We start from the raw sequence: 16,678 nt of genomic DNA on the forward strand, positions 1-16,678 counted from the left end.
AACGGCTATCCATCGCTAAAATTATCACAACGAGGGCTTAATGAACTTAGTTAGTTACCAGTTAAATGTACTGGATGTTTCCTCTCACCGGATTGAAGTCACGTTAAACTTTATGCCTTGCCAGAATGCTCACCAGCTGAGCATGCCCGCCTGGATCCCGGGTAGCTATATGATCCGTGATTTTGCCAAGCACCTGCTGACAATTGCAGCGTTTGATGCAACCGGCCCGCTGGAGCTGCAACAGCAGGATAAACAAAGCTGGCAGTTATTGTGCCGGCAACAACCGGTTACCGTCATTTATCAGATGTACGCCTTTGACTTGTCAGTACGGGCAGCTTATGTCGATGATGAACTGGCAGTGTTAAACCCGGCAGCACTCTGTCTGGCCGTCAGCGAGCTGGAATCACTGACACAGCAGGTTGTGCTGCCGAAACCAGAGCTGGTTGAGGCTGCAAACTGGCGGGTTGCTACCGCATTAACACCGGTAAACGGTACCCTGGAGTTGGGTTTTGGCACTTATCAGGCTGCTGATTATGCCAGTTTGCTGGACAGTCCGATATTGGCGGGCATTTTTAATCTGCAACAATTTATGCTTAATGACGTTGCCCATTATCTGGTCGTTACCGGCGATAATCTGGCTGATTTGCCACGATTTGCCACAGATTTACAGCAAATCTGTCAACAGCAACTTGAGGTATTTGGCAGTCTGCCGGCAGATTTAAACCAGTACTGGTTTTTATTATGGGTAACCGAACAAGGCTACGGTGGGCTGGAACATAAATTCTCTACCTTGCTGCTGTGTAACCGTTTTGATTTACCCGCTACAGATAGCCAGCAGCCAGATGACAATTATCAGCAACTATTGGCGCTATGCAGCCATGAGTATTTTCATACCTGGTGGGTAAAACGGCTAATGCCTGCTGAATTTAAGCCTTATCAGCTGGCAGCGGAGCAATACAGCAGCCAATTGTGGTTGTATGAAGGTTTCACGTCTTATTTTGATGATTTAGCGCTGGTCCAGTGTGGTTTAATCAGCCCTCAGTGTTACCTGACAACCCTGGAGAAAATGATTAGCCGGGTTAACCGTAGTCCATCTGACAATCTGCAAAGCCTGGCAGACAGCAGCTATAACGCCTGGACCAAGTTTTACAAACAGGACGAAAATGCGGTTAATGCTGTCGTCAGCTATTATGCAAAAGGGGCGTTACTGGCCTTTTGTCTGGAGGGCGCTCTGCGCCAACAGGGCAGTTCACTGCAGCAGCTTTGCCAGTACATGTATCAGCACTATCTGGCCAGTGGCACGGATCAGCAAAGCCTGTTTGCCAGCCTGTCGGCGTTGGGATTTGCTGAACTGGCTGACTCTGCCCGCAACTGGGTCAGTCAAAGCAAGCCTTTACCGATCCAAGCCGCCGCCTCGCAACTTGGGCTGCAGCTGAATTTCCGGCCCGCAATTGATCACAACGATTTAAGCGGCCCTGACAAGCTGAGCGATAGTCAGCTTTGCCCCGCCAGCCTGGCCGCTGGTATCAAACTACAACAAGGCTTGGTAACCATTACCCAGGTAATAAATGGCGGTGCTGCCCAGCAGGCCGGTTTGATGGTGGGTGATCAGTTGCTGGCGCTGGCAGGCTGGAAAATTACTGAGCAAAGCCTGCCGCAGTTAATGCGCCGGCTCCCCCCCGGCACCGCCCAGCCACTTACTGTTTATCGCAAAGATCGTTTACTAACCTTGCAATTACCGCTGCGGGTGGCTGCAGCAAAAATAGCCTGTCTGCAATTTGCAGACAACGACAAGGCCAGTAGCTGGTTACAACGTGAGCTCCCTACTCTGCCAACAATAACTGCGGATCCAACCGCTCCTGTAACCAGTTAATCCGCCAATCCAGATGGGGCCCGGTAACCCGACCGGTCGCCCCCACTTCAGCAACTTTATCGCCCTGTTGGATCTGCTGGCCCACTTTTACATCAATTGCGTGCAGATGCATCAGGGTAGACGTCACCCCCATGCCATGGTCAATAATCAAAGTCAGGCCCGAGAAATATAAATCTTCTGCCAGCAATACCTCGCCGTCCCAGGGCGCTAACACCGGGGCGCCAACGGGTGCGGCAATATCAAGCCCATAATGGGGGTTGCGGGGCTCACCATTAAACACCCGCTGACTGCCGTAAACACCGGAAATCCGCCCCTCAGCCGGCCTGATTGGCTCAGCAAAAATGGCGGTATTGGCAGTAAGTGTGGTACGTACGGCCCGAACTTTGCGATTGTCACTCTGAATGCGCTCAGTTACCTCGGCCGGTGGCGTCACGTACTTTTGGGCTACGCCGCTAATACGCTGAATGTCATAGTCACGGCCAGTGAAATTCAGCGCAATATCGTTGCGGCTGCCATCCGGCTTTAAAATCGATAACTGATGGCTCAGCTTGGCATCACGGCCAATGCCAAAAACAAACTTACCCTCTGGTGTCACACTAATTGGCTGTTCATTAAATAATACCCGGGCACCGGCTGGTGCCTGGCCGCGAATTAAACTGCCCTGGGTCAGTTTGCCACTGAGTGTAGTCTGTTCAGGTATCGTCTGCTCAGGTATCGTCTGCTCAGGTACTGTCTGCTCAACAGCCAGTAGCTTAACGGCAGCAAATAAACTACAACTGAGCAATAGCGCCTTTTGCCACACCTTCATAAGCTACAACCTTATACGTTTTACTGTTATCACTATTTTTCAGCTCGCCGGCAATAAATTCAGCCAGGCATTCTACTGTGGTATCGCAGGGTACAATTTCGCAGTGCTGCTTTGGAATAACTAATTCAAACCAGCCCTGACTGGCCTGATACCGGAAACAATATGATTCAGCCTGGCCAGATAAAACCTGCAGCGCTGTAGTGTTACATAAATCAGTTTCGGTGCCCAGATAACTGTCCTGCCAGCGCTCACACCACATTTTATTTAAACGGGGGGATAGCATGCCATCAACATAAATCTGGATAGTTGAACGATGGCCATGGGCTATCCGCTGACAGTTGCCGTCATGTTTCTTTAAACCATGGCTGTAATGATAATAAAAGCCGGTACTGGCTTCAGTACGCAAGGTTAATTTTAAGCGCTCAACATTAGCAGGTAATAACGGCTTGATCTGTTGCTCCAGATACTGAGCAACACTTTGCTCGTTAATCTGGCTGGTCGGTATACAAGCAAAAGCCTGAGCCGGTGACGCCAGACTAATTGTGCCGCGGCCACTTCGGTAATGCACCACGGTGGTGTCAGCATGTTCAGCTACTGTTAGTGCCTGACACTCTGCAGGTAACGCCAGTTTGTGATCAACCAGCTGATCGATGGCGTGTTTAATCACTTTTTTCACTTTGGCAAAGTCAAATACCATAGCGGTATCATCTAAGCTGCCATGCAGTTCAGCATCAACGATATAGCTCTCTCCAACCATGCCGCGTTGCAGCTCAAGGAAGGAAAAGTCAATTACAGTTAACGAGTTTACAAATAAGATCATCTGATAGTCCGGGTTCAGGCAGTTGCGGCAAAAGCGTAGTATACCTGTTCAACTCTTTGGCAGTAAGAGCCGGGCCGGTGCTTTTAACGCTTATGTTCAGTTAACCAGCTGTTCAGAATACCAATCTGACCACATTTATGAGCCGCATACATTAGGCGGATGGCATTACTAAGCAAGGTGCTGTCGTTCCATTGGGTTTTTTCCTGGATCTCCTGATAACAACTTAACGCTTCGGGCGTCAGATATCCGCGCAACTCTTTTTTGCCAGACGCTTGCTGGCGTTGCCGGTAGCGTTGTTGTTTTTCGGCATTACTCAGTGCCCGTTTATTGTCACTGCTCATAACTGTACTCATTACTTAATTATTTGTCAGGAAGACCCTACACACCTACTATTAGCATACTTGTCGAAAATATCGGCTAACCGACAAATCGGACTTGTCTGGCGTACAAGTGTTCGCTAAAGTGGCGCAGCAATTATAATGGGTTAAACATACATGACTAAGAATAGCTTTACAAAAGAAGATTTAATCGCATGTGCGAACGGTGAATTATTCGGCGAAGGCAACAGCCAGTTGCCATCTGACAATATGCTGATGATGGACCGGATCATTCATATTTCAGAAGAAGGCGGCCTGTATGGTAAAGGCCAGATCATCGCCGAGTTGGACATTACCCCGGAACTTTGGTTTTTTGCCTGTCACTTTAAAGGCGATCCGGTAATGCCTGGTTGTCTGGGACTGGATGCGATGTGGCAACTGGTCGGTTTCTTTCTGGGCTGGTGTGGTGGCCCGGGTAAAGGCAGAGCGCTGGGTGTGGGTGAAGTGAAATTTACCGGCCAGATCCTGCCTACAGCTAAAAAAGTGACTTATACCATTAATATGAAAAGAGTCATTAAACGTAAACTGTTTATGGGTATTGGTGATGGTGTGGTCAGTGTTGATGGCCGCGATATTTATGCCGCAACCGATTTAAAAGTTGGCTTATTTCAGGATACCTCAAGCTTCTGATTGTAGTGGTAACGGCCAACCTAAAGCAGACGCTCAAAACAAACCCCGCAGCTCAGGCGGGGTTTGTTTTTCTAATCAATGAAATTGTAGAGCAAGTTTCCAGTTAGAGGCCTTTATTAAATAAACCGACATTCCGGTCTTCCATTGCTTCCCGCCAACCTCCGAGCCATTGCGAGCGGGCATCTAAATTTTGATAGGGACAAATTTCTTTGGAGCGTCCGGTAACACCGGCACGATAACCTTGAGCATGAGCACGTTCCAGACGATCACGTTTTTGTCTTTTCATACGGCAGTCTTCCTCAACATTTTATATTAGTTAACAGCACAATCGTTATTGGCATAAAGCCGGTAATAGCCAGAGCACTGACAATAACGATGTACGTATTAATTGATAGCTGACAGCATCAGAAGGTTCAAACGAAATTAACCAATATACTGCTTGACAAAAGCTAACAACTTGAACTTGTTTGCCTTTTAAAGACATTTTTATTTATATTTTATTACGCTTAAAAAAAAATTTTTGATAACCATTTTCGCGCAAATTTAGCGCAAAAGTTGCGGCCACAAAAAAAGCTGCCGCAGCAGCTTTTTATAATCAGACGGTTAGCGCTAACCTAGGCTGATTTACGGCGAAATACTAAACCAAAACCCGCCAGTAACAACAAGCCGAAACTGCCAACGCCACCGGCATTACGCTCATAAGTATCTTGTTCAGTATCACAGTTTTCCACTTCACCATTAGCAATAGGCAATAATTTTACTGCTTTTGCCTGTGAACTCATTACCGGGTTGCCATTGTCATCCAGCAGTGGCTCGCCTTTCGCATCAAGCTCCTGCATGGTTTGTAATACAGTAGCCAGGATCTCACCATTGTTATTAATCGCACTGGCATCAACTACGGTAAAATCAGCGTTACAGCCAACCAGGGTATTTAAATCACGAAAGGTGTCGCTGCCAATGTCGTACACAAAACCATGCTGGCGGCGATCGGTGGTACCACCGATGATAATTTCAGCCCGGCCGACGATCTGGCCATTGTCATTAATCGCCTCTGGAATTGATGACGAGCTGGCAAAGAAGTCGTTAGGAAATACGGTGGTATTGGCCGCCACGTCGTAAATAAAAAACTTACTCCGTCTGAAACCATTAACAGTTTTCATGGCATAACCAGTGACAATATTGCTATTACTGATAGCAACTGCGGTACTGGCCAACCATTCTGCCGGATCGACAATTGCGCTTACTTCGCCATCGCGAAAAAGAGTGGCGTGCGGCGCAGCAAATATCCGGCGATATTCCTGAAACTGGTCACGGAACCGGATTACTCTCTCTTTATCGGTATATAAAGAATGACCCACCGCTATGCCATTATCATTCACAGCGGTCGCGCTGCTGTAATAATAGACATCGGGATGATCATTTTCAGCTACATAGCTTTCTCCGGTACCTTTCTCACCTAAAAAGCCATAAGTCTGGCTAATTGCCGCAGTGCCATCAGCCTGCAGTTGCCATAACATTGCCCGTTCCTGATAACCATTGCGGTAAGAAAAAACGGTCTGAAAACTTCTGACTTCACTCATCAAACCGGCCAGGGTATAGACCCCTGCCTGTTGCTGGGTATTTAAACACGTTACTACAGGTAAATCGGTGCCATCGCAACTTTCTTCAATACTGGTAAAGCGGTCCTGATCCAAACCAATTGAACCTGAACCTGCTATCAGACCGTGATTATTAACCGAAAACGCCCGGCTAAAACCACCGCCCAATTCAGTATAAGGCGGTAATAAAGTAACCGGCCCGCTATTGGTAGCGGCTACGCCGTACTGAAAACCAGGCTCTGGTTGCCATACCGTTATTGTTTCAGGGGCTTCAGCATCTTCATCATCCGGATCCGGCGCCGGGGTAAACTCCTGCTTGCTGGAAGGGGCGGTAGCGATGCCCACTGCGACGCCCTGCTCATTTAAGTCGTATACGTATTCACTGTTAGAGCGCAGCTGCTGTAAATCACGCATTGGTAGCACAACCGGTAAGCCATTTTCCGGCTGCAAAATGGCAACAGCCTGGCCCACTGGTTGATTTCTGATTTGTGGATTAGCGCCAAGCAGCACCGTCAGAATATTTAATACACTGGCATCATAGATACCCAACTTGGCATCTTCGATTTGCTCAGCAGTTAAAACTGCAGCAATAGTTTCATTTTCAAAATTGATGGTACTGACATCCAGCGGGAAATTAATAAAATTAACAGCGGTACGCCGGGTGCCCTGCTGATCCCGCAACTGCCATTGGGTAAAACCCTGGCCGGTAACAACGGCATCACCCTGATCATTTAACGCCGCAGCAAAGGTTGCCTTGGAGATAGTATTGGGTTCGAGCTCTGCTACCTGATAAACGGCAGCAGTAGTGGAAAATACAGTTAGCAGTGGCAATACCGCCAAACTGATTCGAGATAATTTCATTCAAGGCCCCTAATGTACTTCTGATGTACTTATACTGTACTTAATAATTCTACGAATTTAATGCTTCTAATTGTTCCCAGCGCGCATATGCCAGCGCCAACTTCGACTCGGTTTGCTGCAATAGGTTCAACGTCTGTTGACTGTCGGCGGCATTTCTTTTGAAGAACTCAGGATCATTTACCTGCAACTGTAAAGCAGATAACTCAGCGTCAAGTTGTTCAATCTGCTGGGGTAATAATTCAAGTTCACGTTTTTCTTTATATGATAACTTCTTCGCATTCTTATCTAAAGCGTTAACTACCGTGGCGGCTTCAGGCTCAGGCGGCTTTTCAGCAGTTGTTGCCTGACGTGTTGCCGTTGTTTTGGCCGGGCTGGCTTTAGATGCCTGTCGGGCCTGGTAAGCCGTAACATCGTCATAACCACCGGCAATTTCAATAATCCGGCCATTGCCGGCAAACAGCAGTGAGCTGGTAACAGTGTTATTGACAAACTCCCGGTCATGGCTAACCAGTAATACCGTGCCCTGATACTGCTGTAAAATGTCTTCTAATAACTCCAGGGTTTCCACATCCAAATCGTTGGTTGGCTCATCGAGGATCAGTAAGTTGCTGGGTCTGGCAAATAACTTTGCCAGTAACAAGCGGTTCTTCTCACCGCCTGACAGCGCCTTGACCGGGGTGCGGGCACGGGCTGGTGGAAACAGAAAGTCCTGCAGGTAACTAAGCACATGCCGGCTCTGACCATTCTGTTGCACTTCCTGCTTACCGTCGGCCACGTTATCCTGGACGGTTGCTTCTAAATCCAGAGCTATCCGGTGCTGGTCAAAATAGGCCACTTCCAGATTGGTACCCCGTTTTACTTCACCGCTATCTACCTGATAATCATTTAACAATACTTTAATTAAACTGGACTTACCGACCCCGTTCGGCCCAACCAGCGCAATGCGATCACCGCGCATCACCAGTAAATCTAACTGCTCCATTACCGGCTTGCCGTTAAACGCCAGGCACATGCCTTTGCCTTCAAATACCAGTTTGCCAGAGCGGTTGGCCTGTTCAATATTGAAATCAACCTTACCTTGTTGCTCCAGCCGGGCTGCCCGCTCCTGGCGCAGGGCTTTTAGCGCCCTGACCCGCCCTTCATTCCGGGTACGCCGGGCTTTAATGCCCTGGCGGATCCACACTTCTTCCTCTGCCAGCCGTTTATCGAACAAGGCATTATGCTTTTGCTCGTCTTCCAGCATTTTTTGTTTGCGATCCAGGTATTCCTGATAATTGCCCGGATGCGAGGTCAGCTCGCCGCGGTCTAAATCAATAATCCGGGTTGCCAGCGCCCGGATAAAAGCCCGGTCGTGCGAAATAAAAATAATAGCGCCATTAAAATTCAGTAAAAACTGTTCCAGCCACTGAATAGCCGCTAAGTCTAAGTGGTTAGTCGGCTCATCCAGTAATAAAATATCCGGTTTGGCAATCAGCGCCCGGCCCAATGCCGCCTTGCGCAGCCAGCCACCCGATAAGGTTGCTAAACTGGCATCCGGGTCCATCTCAAACTGCTGACAAATATCACTGACCCGCGCTTCTAATGACCAGCCATCACGGGTATCCATTTCATTTTGCAGTTGCTCAAATAAACGGTATTCAGCGTCACCGGCACCTTCCAGGTTTTCTGATAAGGTATAAAACTGTTGCAGCTTTTCGGCTAAATCACCGGCTCCCTCGCGGATAAAGTCGGCAATTTTAGTATCCATTTTTGCCGGTGGGTCTTGCTCTAAGCGGCTGAGTACCACCCCGGTATTGACCACTATCTGGCCGTCATCCAGATTTTGCTGACCGGTCAGCAATTTTAAAAATGACGATTTACCGGCACCGTTGCGACCAACCAGACAAACGCGCTCGCCACTGAACAGGCTAAAATCCACATGATCCAAAATCGGATTGGTGCCAAAGGCTAAACAAGCCTGCTGAAAACGTAATAATTCCACTAATTTGTATCCTTTAACACTTAATACTTTTAACCAACATTGCCCTGTAGCCAGCTTGTCACAGTGGCCTTATCAAACGGCCAGTACAGCAGTTTGTCTCCGCCAGCCAGCACCGGTATATGCAGCCGGAACTGCTGTAACAACTGCTCGTCATCTATAATATCAACCACCTGAAACGCTAAGCCTGCTTCTGTCAGCAATGCTTCAGCTTGCTCACATAAATGGCAGCCCCAGGTGCTGTATAAGATGTACTGCGTCATTAGCGGCTTAACTCAAAACAAACATGGATATTCGGGTTACGCTTAAAGTCTTCCGGCAAGGTAGCGGCAGAAATATCTTTCACCTGCCAGCCCGCATCTTCCAGCGCTGTTTTATCAATTTTAAAACGACGTTTGTTATTGGAAAAAATCACTTTGCCGCCCGGGTTTAAGCGGCCAATCAACATATTAAGTAAGCTGACATGATCCCGCTGCACATCCCAGTTATCTTCCATCCGTTTTGAATTAGAAAAGGTTGGCGGGTCAACAAAAATTAAATCAAACTGCTCACGACAACGGGCCAGCCACTGCAGACAATCGGCTTGTTCAAACTGGTATTGCTTCGCCTTGGGGCCACTTATCAGCAAACCATTTAAGGTAAAGTTACGTTTGGCCCAATCTAAATAGGTATTAGACATATCAACGGTGGTAACCGCTTTGGCGCCACCAATGGCAGCATGTACCGAAGCCGTGCCGGTGTAGGCGAACAAGTTAAGCACGGTTTTGTCTTTGGCCTGCTGCTGAATTAAGCGCCGGGTTAAGCGGTGGTCTAAGAACAAGCCGGTATCCAGGTAATCGCGCAAATTCACCAGAAACTTAGCCCCGTACTCCACTACTTCTTTATACTGACCGGCTTTGGCCATCGCCTGATACTGATTAGCGCCTTTTTGTTTCTCCCGTACTTTTAAGATCATCTTATCAGAGCTGATCCCCAGCACCTGTGGCACCTGATTAACCACATCAAATAAACGTTTCTGGGCGATCTGCTCGTCTACCGTAGCGGGCGCAGCATACTCATGCACTACCACTTCGCCATCGTACCAGTCTACCGCCACGTTATATTCCGGAATATCGGCATCATATAAGCGATAACAGCTAATGCCTTCCCGCTTGGCCCACTTTTGCAATTGCTTCAGGTTTTTTGCCAGGCGGTTACCAAAAGAGCTGCTTTCATTAAAAAACAACGACGGCGCATCAGAGCTGACAGCAACCTGCTTCTCGGTCAGTTCAAACAGGGTAAATTCACAGTCCAGCGGGCCATTAGTAAATTTATAGGTTTTACTTTTCGATAACCGTAGTGAGCGCAGTAAATCGGCATTAGAGGTAATAATCGCTAAGCGCCAGCCCTGATAATGCTGCTTTAACGCCAGCGAGAATTTACTGTACAACGGAATTAAACTGGGTAAATCACCGAGCCGCTCACCATAAGGCGGGTTGGTCACAATCACCCCTGGCGTTAACGCAACGCTGGCGGTTAATTCGGTGGCATCGGCGTAATCAACTTTTACATAGTCTGCGACCCCGGCCCGGGCAATATTCTGCCGTGCTTTGGCCAGAGCGCGCTCATCAGTATCGCTGCCATAACATATAATTTGTGGCGCTAAGCTACGCTCTTCGGCTTTAGCAGCCTCTTTTAGTTGCTGCCAGACACTGGCCCTGTGGCCTGGCCAGCCTTGAAAAGCAAAGCGTTCGCGGTTTAAACCCGGGGCTTTATTTAAGGCAATCAGCGCTGCCTCAATCACTATGGTGCCGCTGCCGCAGAACGGGTCAAATAATGGTTTATCCGGCGTCCAGCCGGAACGTGTTAATAACGCCGCGGCTAAGTGTTCTTTTAACGGTGCTTCGCCCTGGCCTGCCCGGTAGCCGCGCTGATGTAATGACGGGCCAGAGAAATCCTGCAAAAAGTGAAAGTAGTTTTTTTCCAGCCGCACCTGAAAGCGCATATCCGGGTTTAAGCGGTCAACATCCGGCCGCTGGCCGGTTTCTTCCCGGAACTGGTCAACAATGGCATCTTTTAAGCGCATGCCACCAAACTGGCTGTTATCAATAGTGGCATGTTTGCCCACGCAATCGACTGCCAGCGTCTGGCGAATAGTCATCAGTTGCGGCCAGTCAATTTTGCGGGCTATCTGGTATAAATCTGAGTCTGCTGTTACCGGCTCCGACTGAATAAGGCGCATGATCCGGGTAGCCAGGCGCGACCATAAACAAAGCTGATAAGCACTGCTTAGCTCGGCTTTAAACCGCACCACACCCATAGATACTTTGATAACTTCGCCCTGATGATGTCGTATTTCATCGGCTAACAGCTCTTCGACGCCTTTTGACGTTAAAGCCCAGAATTCCAGCATAACACCCAACCTTCAAATAAAATGGCCGACAGTATAACAGAATGTACTTTAAACACGGTTGAAGAATTGTAATAGCCGCTATTATTGCTGCTTAATCCTGCAGAGCGCTGCTTTAAGCAGCAGTCAGGCTGATTAAGCAAAAATAAAGCAATTAACATCTTGCATAGCCCTGTTAAAAACACTAAGATGCGCCCCGCAATGACGGACGCGGGATGGAGCAGCCTGGTAGCTCGTCGGGCTCATAACCCGAAGGTCGTCGGTTCAAATCCGGCTCCCGCAACCAAATTGATTGTGAAAAAGTGATTATAGAAAAGCGCCCTCGGGCTCCTCTTTATAACCACGGGGCGAAGGTCTGGCTTTCTAAGAAGATCATGGCTCCCGCAACCAACACAACAAGACATTGCAAAACAGCTTATTATCTCTACTGCTCAGGGATAATACACGGACGCGGGATGGAGCAGCCTGGTAGCTCGTCGGGCTCATAACCCGAAGGTCGTCGGTTCAAATCCGGCTCCCGCAACCAACATCTTAACCAGCATTAGCTGGTTTTTTTGTATCTGAATTTCGCATCTCTTAACAAGAGCATCCGAAGGTCGTCGGTTCACTTTTCACCAAGATCAGGGCTCCCGCAACCAATTAAGATATAGATTCAAGTTATACTGACAAGCCCTCGGGCTCCTCTTTATAACCGCGGGGCGAAGGTCGACAAATCCGGCTCCCGCAACCAACATCTTAACCAGCAAAGTGCTGGTTTTTTTGTGCCTGTTATTCGCCCTCGGGCTCCTCTTTATAACCAAAAGGCGAAGGTCGACAAATCCGGCTCCCGCAACCAACATCTTAACCAGCCAAGAGCTGTTTTTTTTGTATCTGTTATTCGCCCTCGGGCTCCTCTCTGTAAGCCATTTATAGGTTTTAATGAAATATTATTCTTAGGTTTTAATGTTGAATTGTTCGGTGATGGTTGCGATTGGCTTGCCATAAAGCAGGACATTGAGCGTGGAGACACTGCTACTCATCGGTTTCTCCATCTAAGCTGTAGGCTGGTGATACCTGCTCACTGCCATTTTTATGCTCACTGGCACTTTGAATGATCGACTTAATCGCTGGCACCGATTTTTTTGGCGCAACCAGCAACTCCAGCCCGAGTACTCGCGCAAGCGCAATCAAACTGGACAGCCTGAGATCAACATTCCCTGATTCAATTTTAGAAATATGACTTTGCGGCACCCCCGAGCGGGCACTCAGCTCTCTCTGACTATACCCTTTACGTTCACGTGCTTCGCGCAGGGATGCCAGGATATGTTCTGTTACATAACTCATGCTTGATTATCTTTTATATATCAAATTTAGAATAATATATATTAAAGCGCATCAAGCAGCTAATGCAAACTCAGAATAGAACTTACTTTCTGCAAAAATAGCTTAGGTGCTAACTTTAGAACGCCGGCAAACTTAGCTTTAGTTACCGCAGCTATGGTTAATAACGTCTGCTGTACTAGAGTTAATAATACTGTTACCAGCTGAATAAAACTTTATCTGTTAAGTTATTTGTCTGGATGGGTAATTTTTCTATCAAGGATAATGTATGTCTGTAAAACCTGTAATTATCGATGTTCGTGGCGTAGGTGAAGTCAGAGCTAAGCAACTCAAAGACTTGGGTATCAACTCCGTTGAAGATCTGGCCGCGGCTAAGGAAGCTACATTAATCAGCATTCGTGGCGTTTCACCGCGAATTGCGGCAGAGTTAACTGCCGCCGCAGCAGCACTTTTGCATACCCCACTTCCCAAACAATTGCCGGTGACCAAGCCGAAAGTGAAGAAAGATAAGAATGCCGGGGCAGCTAAATCAACTAAAAAAGATCGGCAGAGCGACAAGAAAACCACTAACAAGGCTGCAAAAGCGGTGGCTGAGAAGCTGAGCAAAAAGGCTGAAAAAAAATCCAAAAAAGAAGCCAAGCAAGAAGCCAAGAATAAAGCCAAGAAAAAAGCCAAGAAAAAAGCCAAGAAAAAAGCCAAGAAAAACAAGGCTGACGGCAAACCAGCCAATAAAGGAAAAAAAGTGAAAAAAAGTAAGAAATAAGAACTTAGAAGTAAGCACTTATACGATAAGACCTGCCTGCCAGTCTTTTATGCTGGTTTTCATTCGGTTTATTGCTGTTCAATTCAAAAAAACGCGGGTAGTATCAAACAGTGTCTGGTGTAACAGTGGCAAGATAAATGTCTGTTGAAACAATTGACTATTACAACAACAATGCCGAAAGCTTTGTAACCTCAACCGAACAACTGGATATGTCGGCACTTTATGCCGAGTTTTTACCCCGTGTTATTGCCGGTGGGCATATTCTGGATGCAGGTTGCGGCAGTGGCCGCGATGCCTGGCACTTTAAACAACAAGGCTTTACCGTCAGCGCTTTTGACGCCAGCAATGAAATGGCCAATATTGCCAGCCAGCGTTTGGGCCAGCCTGTGCAGACACTCACTTTTGAGCAACTGAACGAACAAAACAAATACGATGGGATCTGGTGCTGCGCCAGCCTGCTGCATGTTGCCAGACAACAATTACCAGCAGTATTTACCCGCTTGCAACAAGCAATGAAACCCGGCGCTGTGCTGTACCTGTCGTTTAAATACGGCGACGGCGAAAGGGAAGTAAATGGCAGGCGTTTTACCGACATGAATGAAGTACAACTGGCTGCAGTGCTTAGCGATGTTGCAGGGTTAATTCTCAACAAAGTCTGGCTAACAAAGGATCAACGTAAAGAACGTAGCGATGAAACTTGGTTAAATGCCCTTATGTCAAAGGATACCGAATAACCATGTCCGGGATGCAGCAACAGCTGGATTTTATTGCTTATATTCAGCGCATGCTGAATGAAGGTGACTTTAGCGCTACCTATAAGTTTGCCCTATTGCATGCTATTGCCGACGTCTGCGTCGAACGGCCACTGCAGCAACCAGATAGCGAACTGGTGATCATGTTAGATGATTTAGTGGATAAATTTATCCTGCTGTACTGGCACCACGCCATGCCTTTTGCCGCAGGCTCCAACGGCAATGCAGCGCTGCTTAAGCAAAACACTGGTAAGCAATCTAAAGTGATTAGCGTATTGTACGAGTGTCAGCAAAATGATATTCGCAATATCCGCCAGTTAAAACAAAGCCAATACTGGCCTGCCATTTACCGCGCTACGCTGGCAACACTTAAAGATGGCCCGCTATGGCGCTTGCAGATTTTGTCAAAACAAGCAGAGTGTTTTTTATACCCACATACCAATAGCAGCAAATTTATTAAGTTGAACTCAGGTATCGCTTATTCGTTCCGCCGTTTTTATGATTTGGTGGTATATCTGGCAAAAAATGCCTGGCTGCAGAAAATTCAAAGCATTAAAGACAACCAACAACTAATAGGCCCGCAAAGCCAGTTACAACAGTTCTTATTTGGCGTTGATCGCAATGCACTGAATAAAGCGCGGCCAGTGCTAATTGAAATTCAGCGTGGTCAATGCTTTTACTGCAATAAACCGCTAAACAATAACACTGCCGATGTTGATCACTTTATTCCTTTCGCCCGCTACTCCACCGACCTTGGCCACAATTTTGTCGCGGCACACAGCGTTTGTAACAATAGTAAGCGGGATTATCTGGCGGCACAGCGACACCGAGACAACTGGCAGCAGCAAAACCTGATAGCGCACTCTGCTGTACTGAACTCAGAGCTTGCACCTTACTTTTACTGTGATGCAGAAAAATCACGTGCAGTCAGTGACTGGGCATACAGTGTTGCTCAGGTAAATGGTGCTAAATTATGGCTAAGTAAAGATGAGTTTGTGTACGCTGATGAATCAACAACTAGCGTAGCAGTAAAACCGTTAATACTGCCGGTTAGTGCCGTTGCCGCCAACGACCAAACCACAACCGAACAGGCCGACGACAACCTGCTGTTAGCGTACTTTCCTGATATTAAGATTGCCTGCGGCCATTTTAGAACCGGTGATGCCAGCAGTGCAGAACAAGTTGCAGCCCCGAGTGGCTTTGGCACCCTCAATCCGAAAAAGCACTTCTTAGCCCACGCCAGCGGCAACTCGATGAACGGTGGAAAAACCCCGATATTAGACGGCCAACTGCTGTTGCTTGAGTTGATTAGCCCAACCAGCGCCGGTTCACTACAAAATTGTACTGTCGCAATAGAACGCCAGGATGAAAGCGGTGACAATCAATATCTACTGCGTGATGTGAAAAAAATCGCTGATGGGCAATATCTGTTGATCGCCAAAAACCCAGATTATCCGCCTCTGACAGCCGATGAAACCATGCGAACTTTCGCCAGATTAAAAAGTGTAGTTGGATAATAGAGGATTTATAGCAAGCATGATTATTTGAATGAGCAGAAAAGGGCTTTGGATAAATTATCAAACCACAATCGAATGATCGACATCGTTAAATGAAGACCCGCTTTTAGGCGGGCTAAACATTTATGCAACCAGTGAAGGAAATATTTTAGCCGGTGATTATTAATCCAAGTAGATAGCCAGAATGCTTCCCAAATTTCATCGACCTGATTCTTAATTTTACCTGCTAGCATCTACTGATTTGCCCTAATAAATAATGGTTATTTTTTCTCTATTGCAGTGCGTTCAAACATCTTATTAATGATGATGGAAATATTTACAAAGCTGAGCGATACCTGATTGTGTAGCATTGTACTGCCATGTGAGTGAATATTTCTGATTTTTGGCAGTGTTTCGCATAAAACCTTTACGTAATCCAGTTCAATATCAAAGGCGCTTTCGTCTATTTCACTCTCATCCCACAGGTATTCGCCAAGTCCATGCTCATCAATTTCTTCTGACGTTTTAAAAAGATAAGCTTCCACTGCAGCTATTCTGTTGCGTTGTTGCCAGGTGGGGAAGTCTTCATTTTTAATCAGCTGGTGTTGGGCTAAATACTCCAGATACAGCCTTAAGCCTTTGGTGAAATGTACGCCACTTGCTTTAAGTTCTTTTTGAAAAGCAGCCAGCGTTTTATCGCCTATGCATTCCCGAAGCGCCAGCTCTAATGTAGTGAGCACCTGGCTTTCAGCCACTACGTAAAAGCGATACACGTAGAATGAATGTATAAACAGATTTCTAGCGGTGTCAAATTGAACTCTAATATCTTCCGGCACAAAGTTGTTAAGGCTGCACTGCGAAATCCGGGCATAAAGCACTTCTAGCGACGTTACACCAAAATGGAAATTACGCTGGTCCGGCGCCAGCACATTCACTGGAGTGCGTAGTTCATCTGCCGGGTAAATAGGAGCATTACTGTTTAACTTATCCATGTTCATACTTTAATTCTGTTC

At 47.1% G+C, this 16,678-nt stretch carries 15 protein-coding genes and 2 tRNA genes; 7 read left to right on the forward strand and 10 right to left on the reverse strand.

All coding sequences use genetic code 11. The features are described 5' to 3' along the window. Positions 1-40 precede the first annotated feature (40 nt). Positions 41-1,873 carry a M61 family metallopeptidase gene (locus tag H141_RS0100620; protein WP_019674306.1) on the forward strand — a complete coding sequence of 611 codons (1,833 nt, stop codon included), beginning with the start codon at positions 41-43 and terminating at the stop codon, positions 1,871-1,873. Here H141_RS0100620 and H141_RS0100625 read toward each other — a convergent pair. From H141_RS0100625 to H141_RS0100635, 3 genes are all read right to left on the reverse strand, one after another. Next, positions 1,824-2,681, reverse strand: coding sequence for a M23 family metallopeptidase (locus H141_RS0100625; RefSeq protein WP_019674307.1), 858 nt, complete (start codon positions 2,679-2,681; stop codon positions 1,824-1,826). The genes H141_RS0100620 and H141_RS0100625 overlap by 50 nt on opposite strands. Then, on the reverse strand, positions 2,644-3,501 hold the full coding sequence (locus tag H141_RS0100630; RefSeq protein WP_019674308.1) for a 6-pyruvoyl trahydropterin synthase family protein: 858 nt from the start codon (positions 3,499-3,501) through the stop codon (positions 2,644-2,646). The genes H141_RS0100625 and H141_RS0100630 overlap by 38 nt, the downstream gene beginning before the upstream one ends. Positions 3,502-3,584: 83 nt before the next feature. Next, positions 3,585-3,842 (reverse strand): hypothetical protein, encoded by a 258-nt coding sequence (locus tag H141_RS0100635; protein ID WP_026349133.1) that lies wholly within the window; start codon positions 3,840-3,842, stop codon positions 3,585-3,587. Between the two features lie 153 nt (positions 3,843-3,995). Here H141_RS0100635 and fabA point away from each other — a divergent pair, with 153 nt between their 5' ends. Further along, the gene (gene fabA, locus H141_RS0100640) at positions 3,996-4,508 is read left to right on the forward strand and encodes a bifunctional 3-hydroxydecanoyl-ACP dehydratase/trans-2-decenoyl-ACP isomerase (RefSeq protein ID WP_019674310.1); all 513 of its coding nucleotides are present in this window, start codon (positions 3,996-3,998) and stop codon (positions 4,506-4,508) included. Between the two features lie 103 nt (positions 4,509-4,611). On the opposite strand, the gene rmf is transcribed toward fabA, so the two are convergent. The 5 genes from rmf to rlmKL form a co-directional block, all read right to left on the reverse strand. Continuing rightward, positions 4,612-4,794 (reverse strand): ribosome modulation factor, encoded by a 183-nt coding sequence (gene rmf / locus H141_RS0100645; protein ID WP_019674311.1) that lies wholly within the window; start codon positions 4,792-4,794, stop codon positions 4,612-4,614. A 328-nt stretch (positions 4,795-5,122) separates the two neighbouring features. Continuing rightward, entirely contained in the window at positions 5,123-6,967 is a 1,845-nt protein-coding gene (locus tag H141_RS0100650; protein WP_019674312.1) for a DUF3466 family protein, read from the reverse strand. Between the two features lie 49 nt (positions 6,968-7,016). Then, entirely contained in the window at positions 7,017-8,948 is a 1,932-nt protein-coding gene (gene uup / locus H141_RS0100655) for an ATP-binding cassette ATPase Uup (RefSeq protein WP_019674313.1), read from the reverse strand. A gap of 29 nt (positions 8,949-8,977) precedes the next feature. Beyond that, positions 8,978-9,208 (reverse strand): glutaredoxin family protein, encoded by a 231-nt coding sequence (locus tag H141_RS0100660; protein ID WP_019674314.1) that lies wholly within the window; start codon positions 9,206-9,208, stop codon positions 8,978-8,980. Next, on the reverse strand, positions 9,208-11,337 hold the full coding sequence (rlmKL, locus tag H141_RS0100665) for a bifunctional 23S rRNA (guanine(2069)-N(7))-methyltransferase RlmK/23S rRNA (guanine(2445)-N(2))-methyltransferase RlmL (protein WP_019674315.1): 2,130 nt from the start codon (positions 11,335-11,337) through the stop codon (positions 9,208-9,210). Before rlmKL ends, H141_RS0100660 begins: the two co-directional genes overlap by 1 nt. Positions 11,338-11,543: 206 nt before the next feature. Between rlmKL and H141_RS0100675 the strand changes: the two genes are divergently transcribed. Next, a tRNA-Met gene (locus H141_RS0100675) sits at positions 11,544-11,620 on the forward strand. 163 nt (positions 11,621-11,783) lie between these two features. Further along, positions 11,784-11,860, forward strand: a tRNA-Met gene (locus H141_RS0100680). 485 nt (positions 11,861-12,345) lie between these two features. On the opposite strand, the gene H141_RS0100690 is transcribed toward H141_RS0100680, so the two are convergent. Beyond that, the gene (locus tag H141_RS0100690; RefSeq protein WP_019674318.1) at positions 12,346-12,657 is read right to left on the reverse strand and encodes a helix-turn-helix domain-containing protein; all 312 of its coding nucleotides are present in this window, start codon (positions 12,655-12,657) and stop codon (positions 12,346-12,348) included. 265 nt (positions 12,658-12,922) lie between these two features. Here H141_RS0100690 and H141_RS0100700 point away from each other — a divergent pair, with 265 nt between their 5' ends. The 3 genes from H141_RS0100700 to H141_RS0100710 all read left to right on the forward strand — a co-directional run bounded on the left by H141_RS0100700 (position 12,923) and on the right by H141_RS0100710 (position 15,686). Further along, positions 12,923-13,417, forward strand: a complete 495-nt coding sequence (locus H141_RS0100700) for a helix-hairpin-helix domain-containing protein (RefSeq protein ID WP_019674319.1) — start codon at positions 12,923-12,925, stop codon at positions 13,415-13,417. A 137-nt stretch (positions 13,418-13,554) separates the two neighbouring features. Further along, a complete protein-coding gene (locus H141_RS0100705; protein ID WP_019674320.1) occupies positions 13,555-14,151 on the forward strand; it encodes a class I SAM-dependent methyltransferase in 597 nt (198 codons plus the stop codon). A 2-nt stretch (positions 14,152-14,153) separates the two neighbouring features. After that, entirely contained in the window at positions 14,154-15,686 is a 1,533-nt protein-coding gene (locus H141_RS0100710) for a S24 family peptidase (RefSeq protein ID WP_157610651.1), read from the forward strand. Between the two features lie 260 nt (positions 15,687-15,946). Here the strand turns inward: H141_RS0100710 and H141_RS0100715 are convergent, their stop codons facing one another. Continuing rightward, positions 15,947-16,657, reverse strand: coding sequence for a hypothetical protein (locus tag H141_RS0100715; protein ID WP_019674322.1), 711 nt, complete (start codon positions 16,655-16,657; stop codon positions 15,947-15,949). Positions 16,658-16,678 lie beyond the last annotated feature (21 nt).

The sequence above is a fragment of the Arsukibacterium perlucidum DSM 18276 genome (genome assembly GCF_000382165.1).
GTDB lineage: Bacteria > Pseudomonadota > Gammaproteobacteria > Enterobacterales > Alteromonadaceae > Alishewanella > Alishewanella perlucidum.

Coding starts and splice junctions, on each gene's coding strand:
- rlmKL (WP_019674315.1), bottom strand. CDS start 11,337: ATGCTGGAATTCTGGGCTTTAACGTCAAAAGGCGTCGAAGAGCTGTTA.
- H141_RS0100705 (WP_019674320.1), top strand. CDS start 13,555: ATGTCTGTTGAAACAATTGACTATTACAACAACAATGCCGAAAGCTTT.
- H141_RS0100620 (WP_019674306.1), top strand. CDS start 41: ATGAACTTAGTTAGTTACCAGTTAAATGTACTGGATGTTTCCTCTCAC.
- H141_RS0100630 (WP_019674308.1), bottom strand. CDS start 3,501: ATGATCTTATTTGTAAACTCGTTAACTGTAATTGACTTTTCCTTCCTT.
- fabA (WP_019674310.1), top strand. CDS start 3,996: ATGACTAAGAATAGCTTTACAAAAGAAGATTTAATCGCATGTGCGAAC.
- H141_RS0100710 (WP_157610651.1), top strand. CDS start 14,154: ATGTCCGGGATGCAGCAACAGCTGGATTTTATTGCTTATATTCAGCGC.
- H141_RS0100625 (WP_019674307.1), bottom strand. CDS start 2,681: ATGAAGGTGTGGCAAAAGGCGCTATTGCTCAGTTGTAGTTTATTTGCT.
- H141_RS0100650 (WP_019674312.1), bottom strand. CDS start 6,967: ATGAAATTATCTCGAATCAGTTTGGCGGTATTGCCACTGCTAACTGTA.
- H141_RS0100660 (WP_019674314.1), bottom strand. CDS start 9,208: ATGACGCAGTACATCTTATACAGCACCTGGGGCTGCCATTTATGTGAG.
- rmf (WP_019674311.1), bottom strand. CDS start 4,794: ATGAAAAGACAAAAACGTGATCGTCTGGAACGTGCTCATGCTCAAGGT.
- H141_RS0100715 (WP_019674322.1), bottom strand. CDS start 16,657: ATGGATAAGTTAAACAGTAATGCTCCTATTTACCCGGCAGATGAACTA.
- H141_RS0100700 (WP_019674319.1), top strand. CDS start 12,923: ATGTCTGTAAAACCTGTAATTATCGATGTTCGTGGCGTAGGTGAAGTC.
- H141_RS0100635 (WP_026349133.1), bottom strand. CDS start 3,842: ATGAGCAGTGACAATAAACGGGCACTGAGTAATGCCGAAAAACAACAA.
- H141_RS0100690 (WP_019674318.1), bottom strand. CDS start 12,657: ATGAGTTATGTAACAGAACATATCCTGGCATCCCTGCGCGAAGCACGT.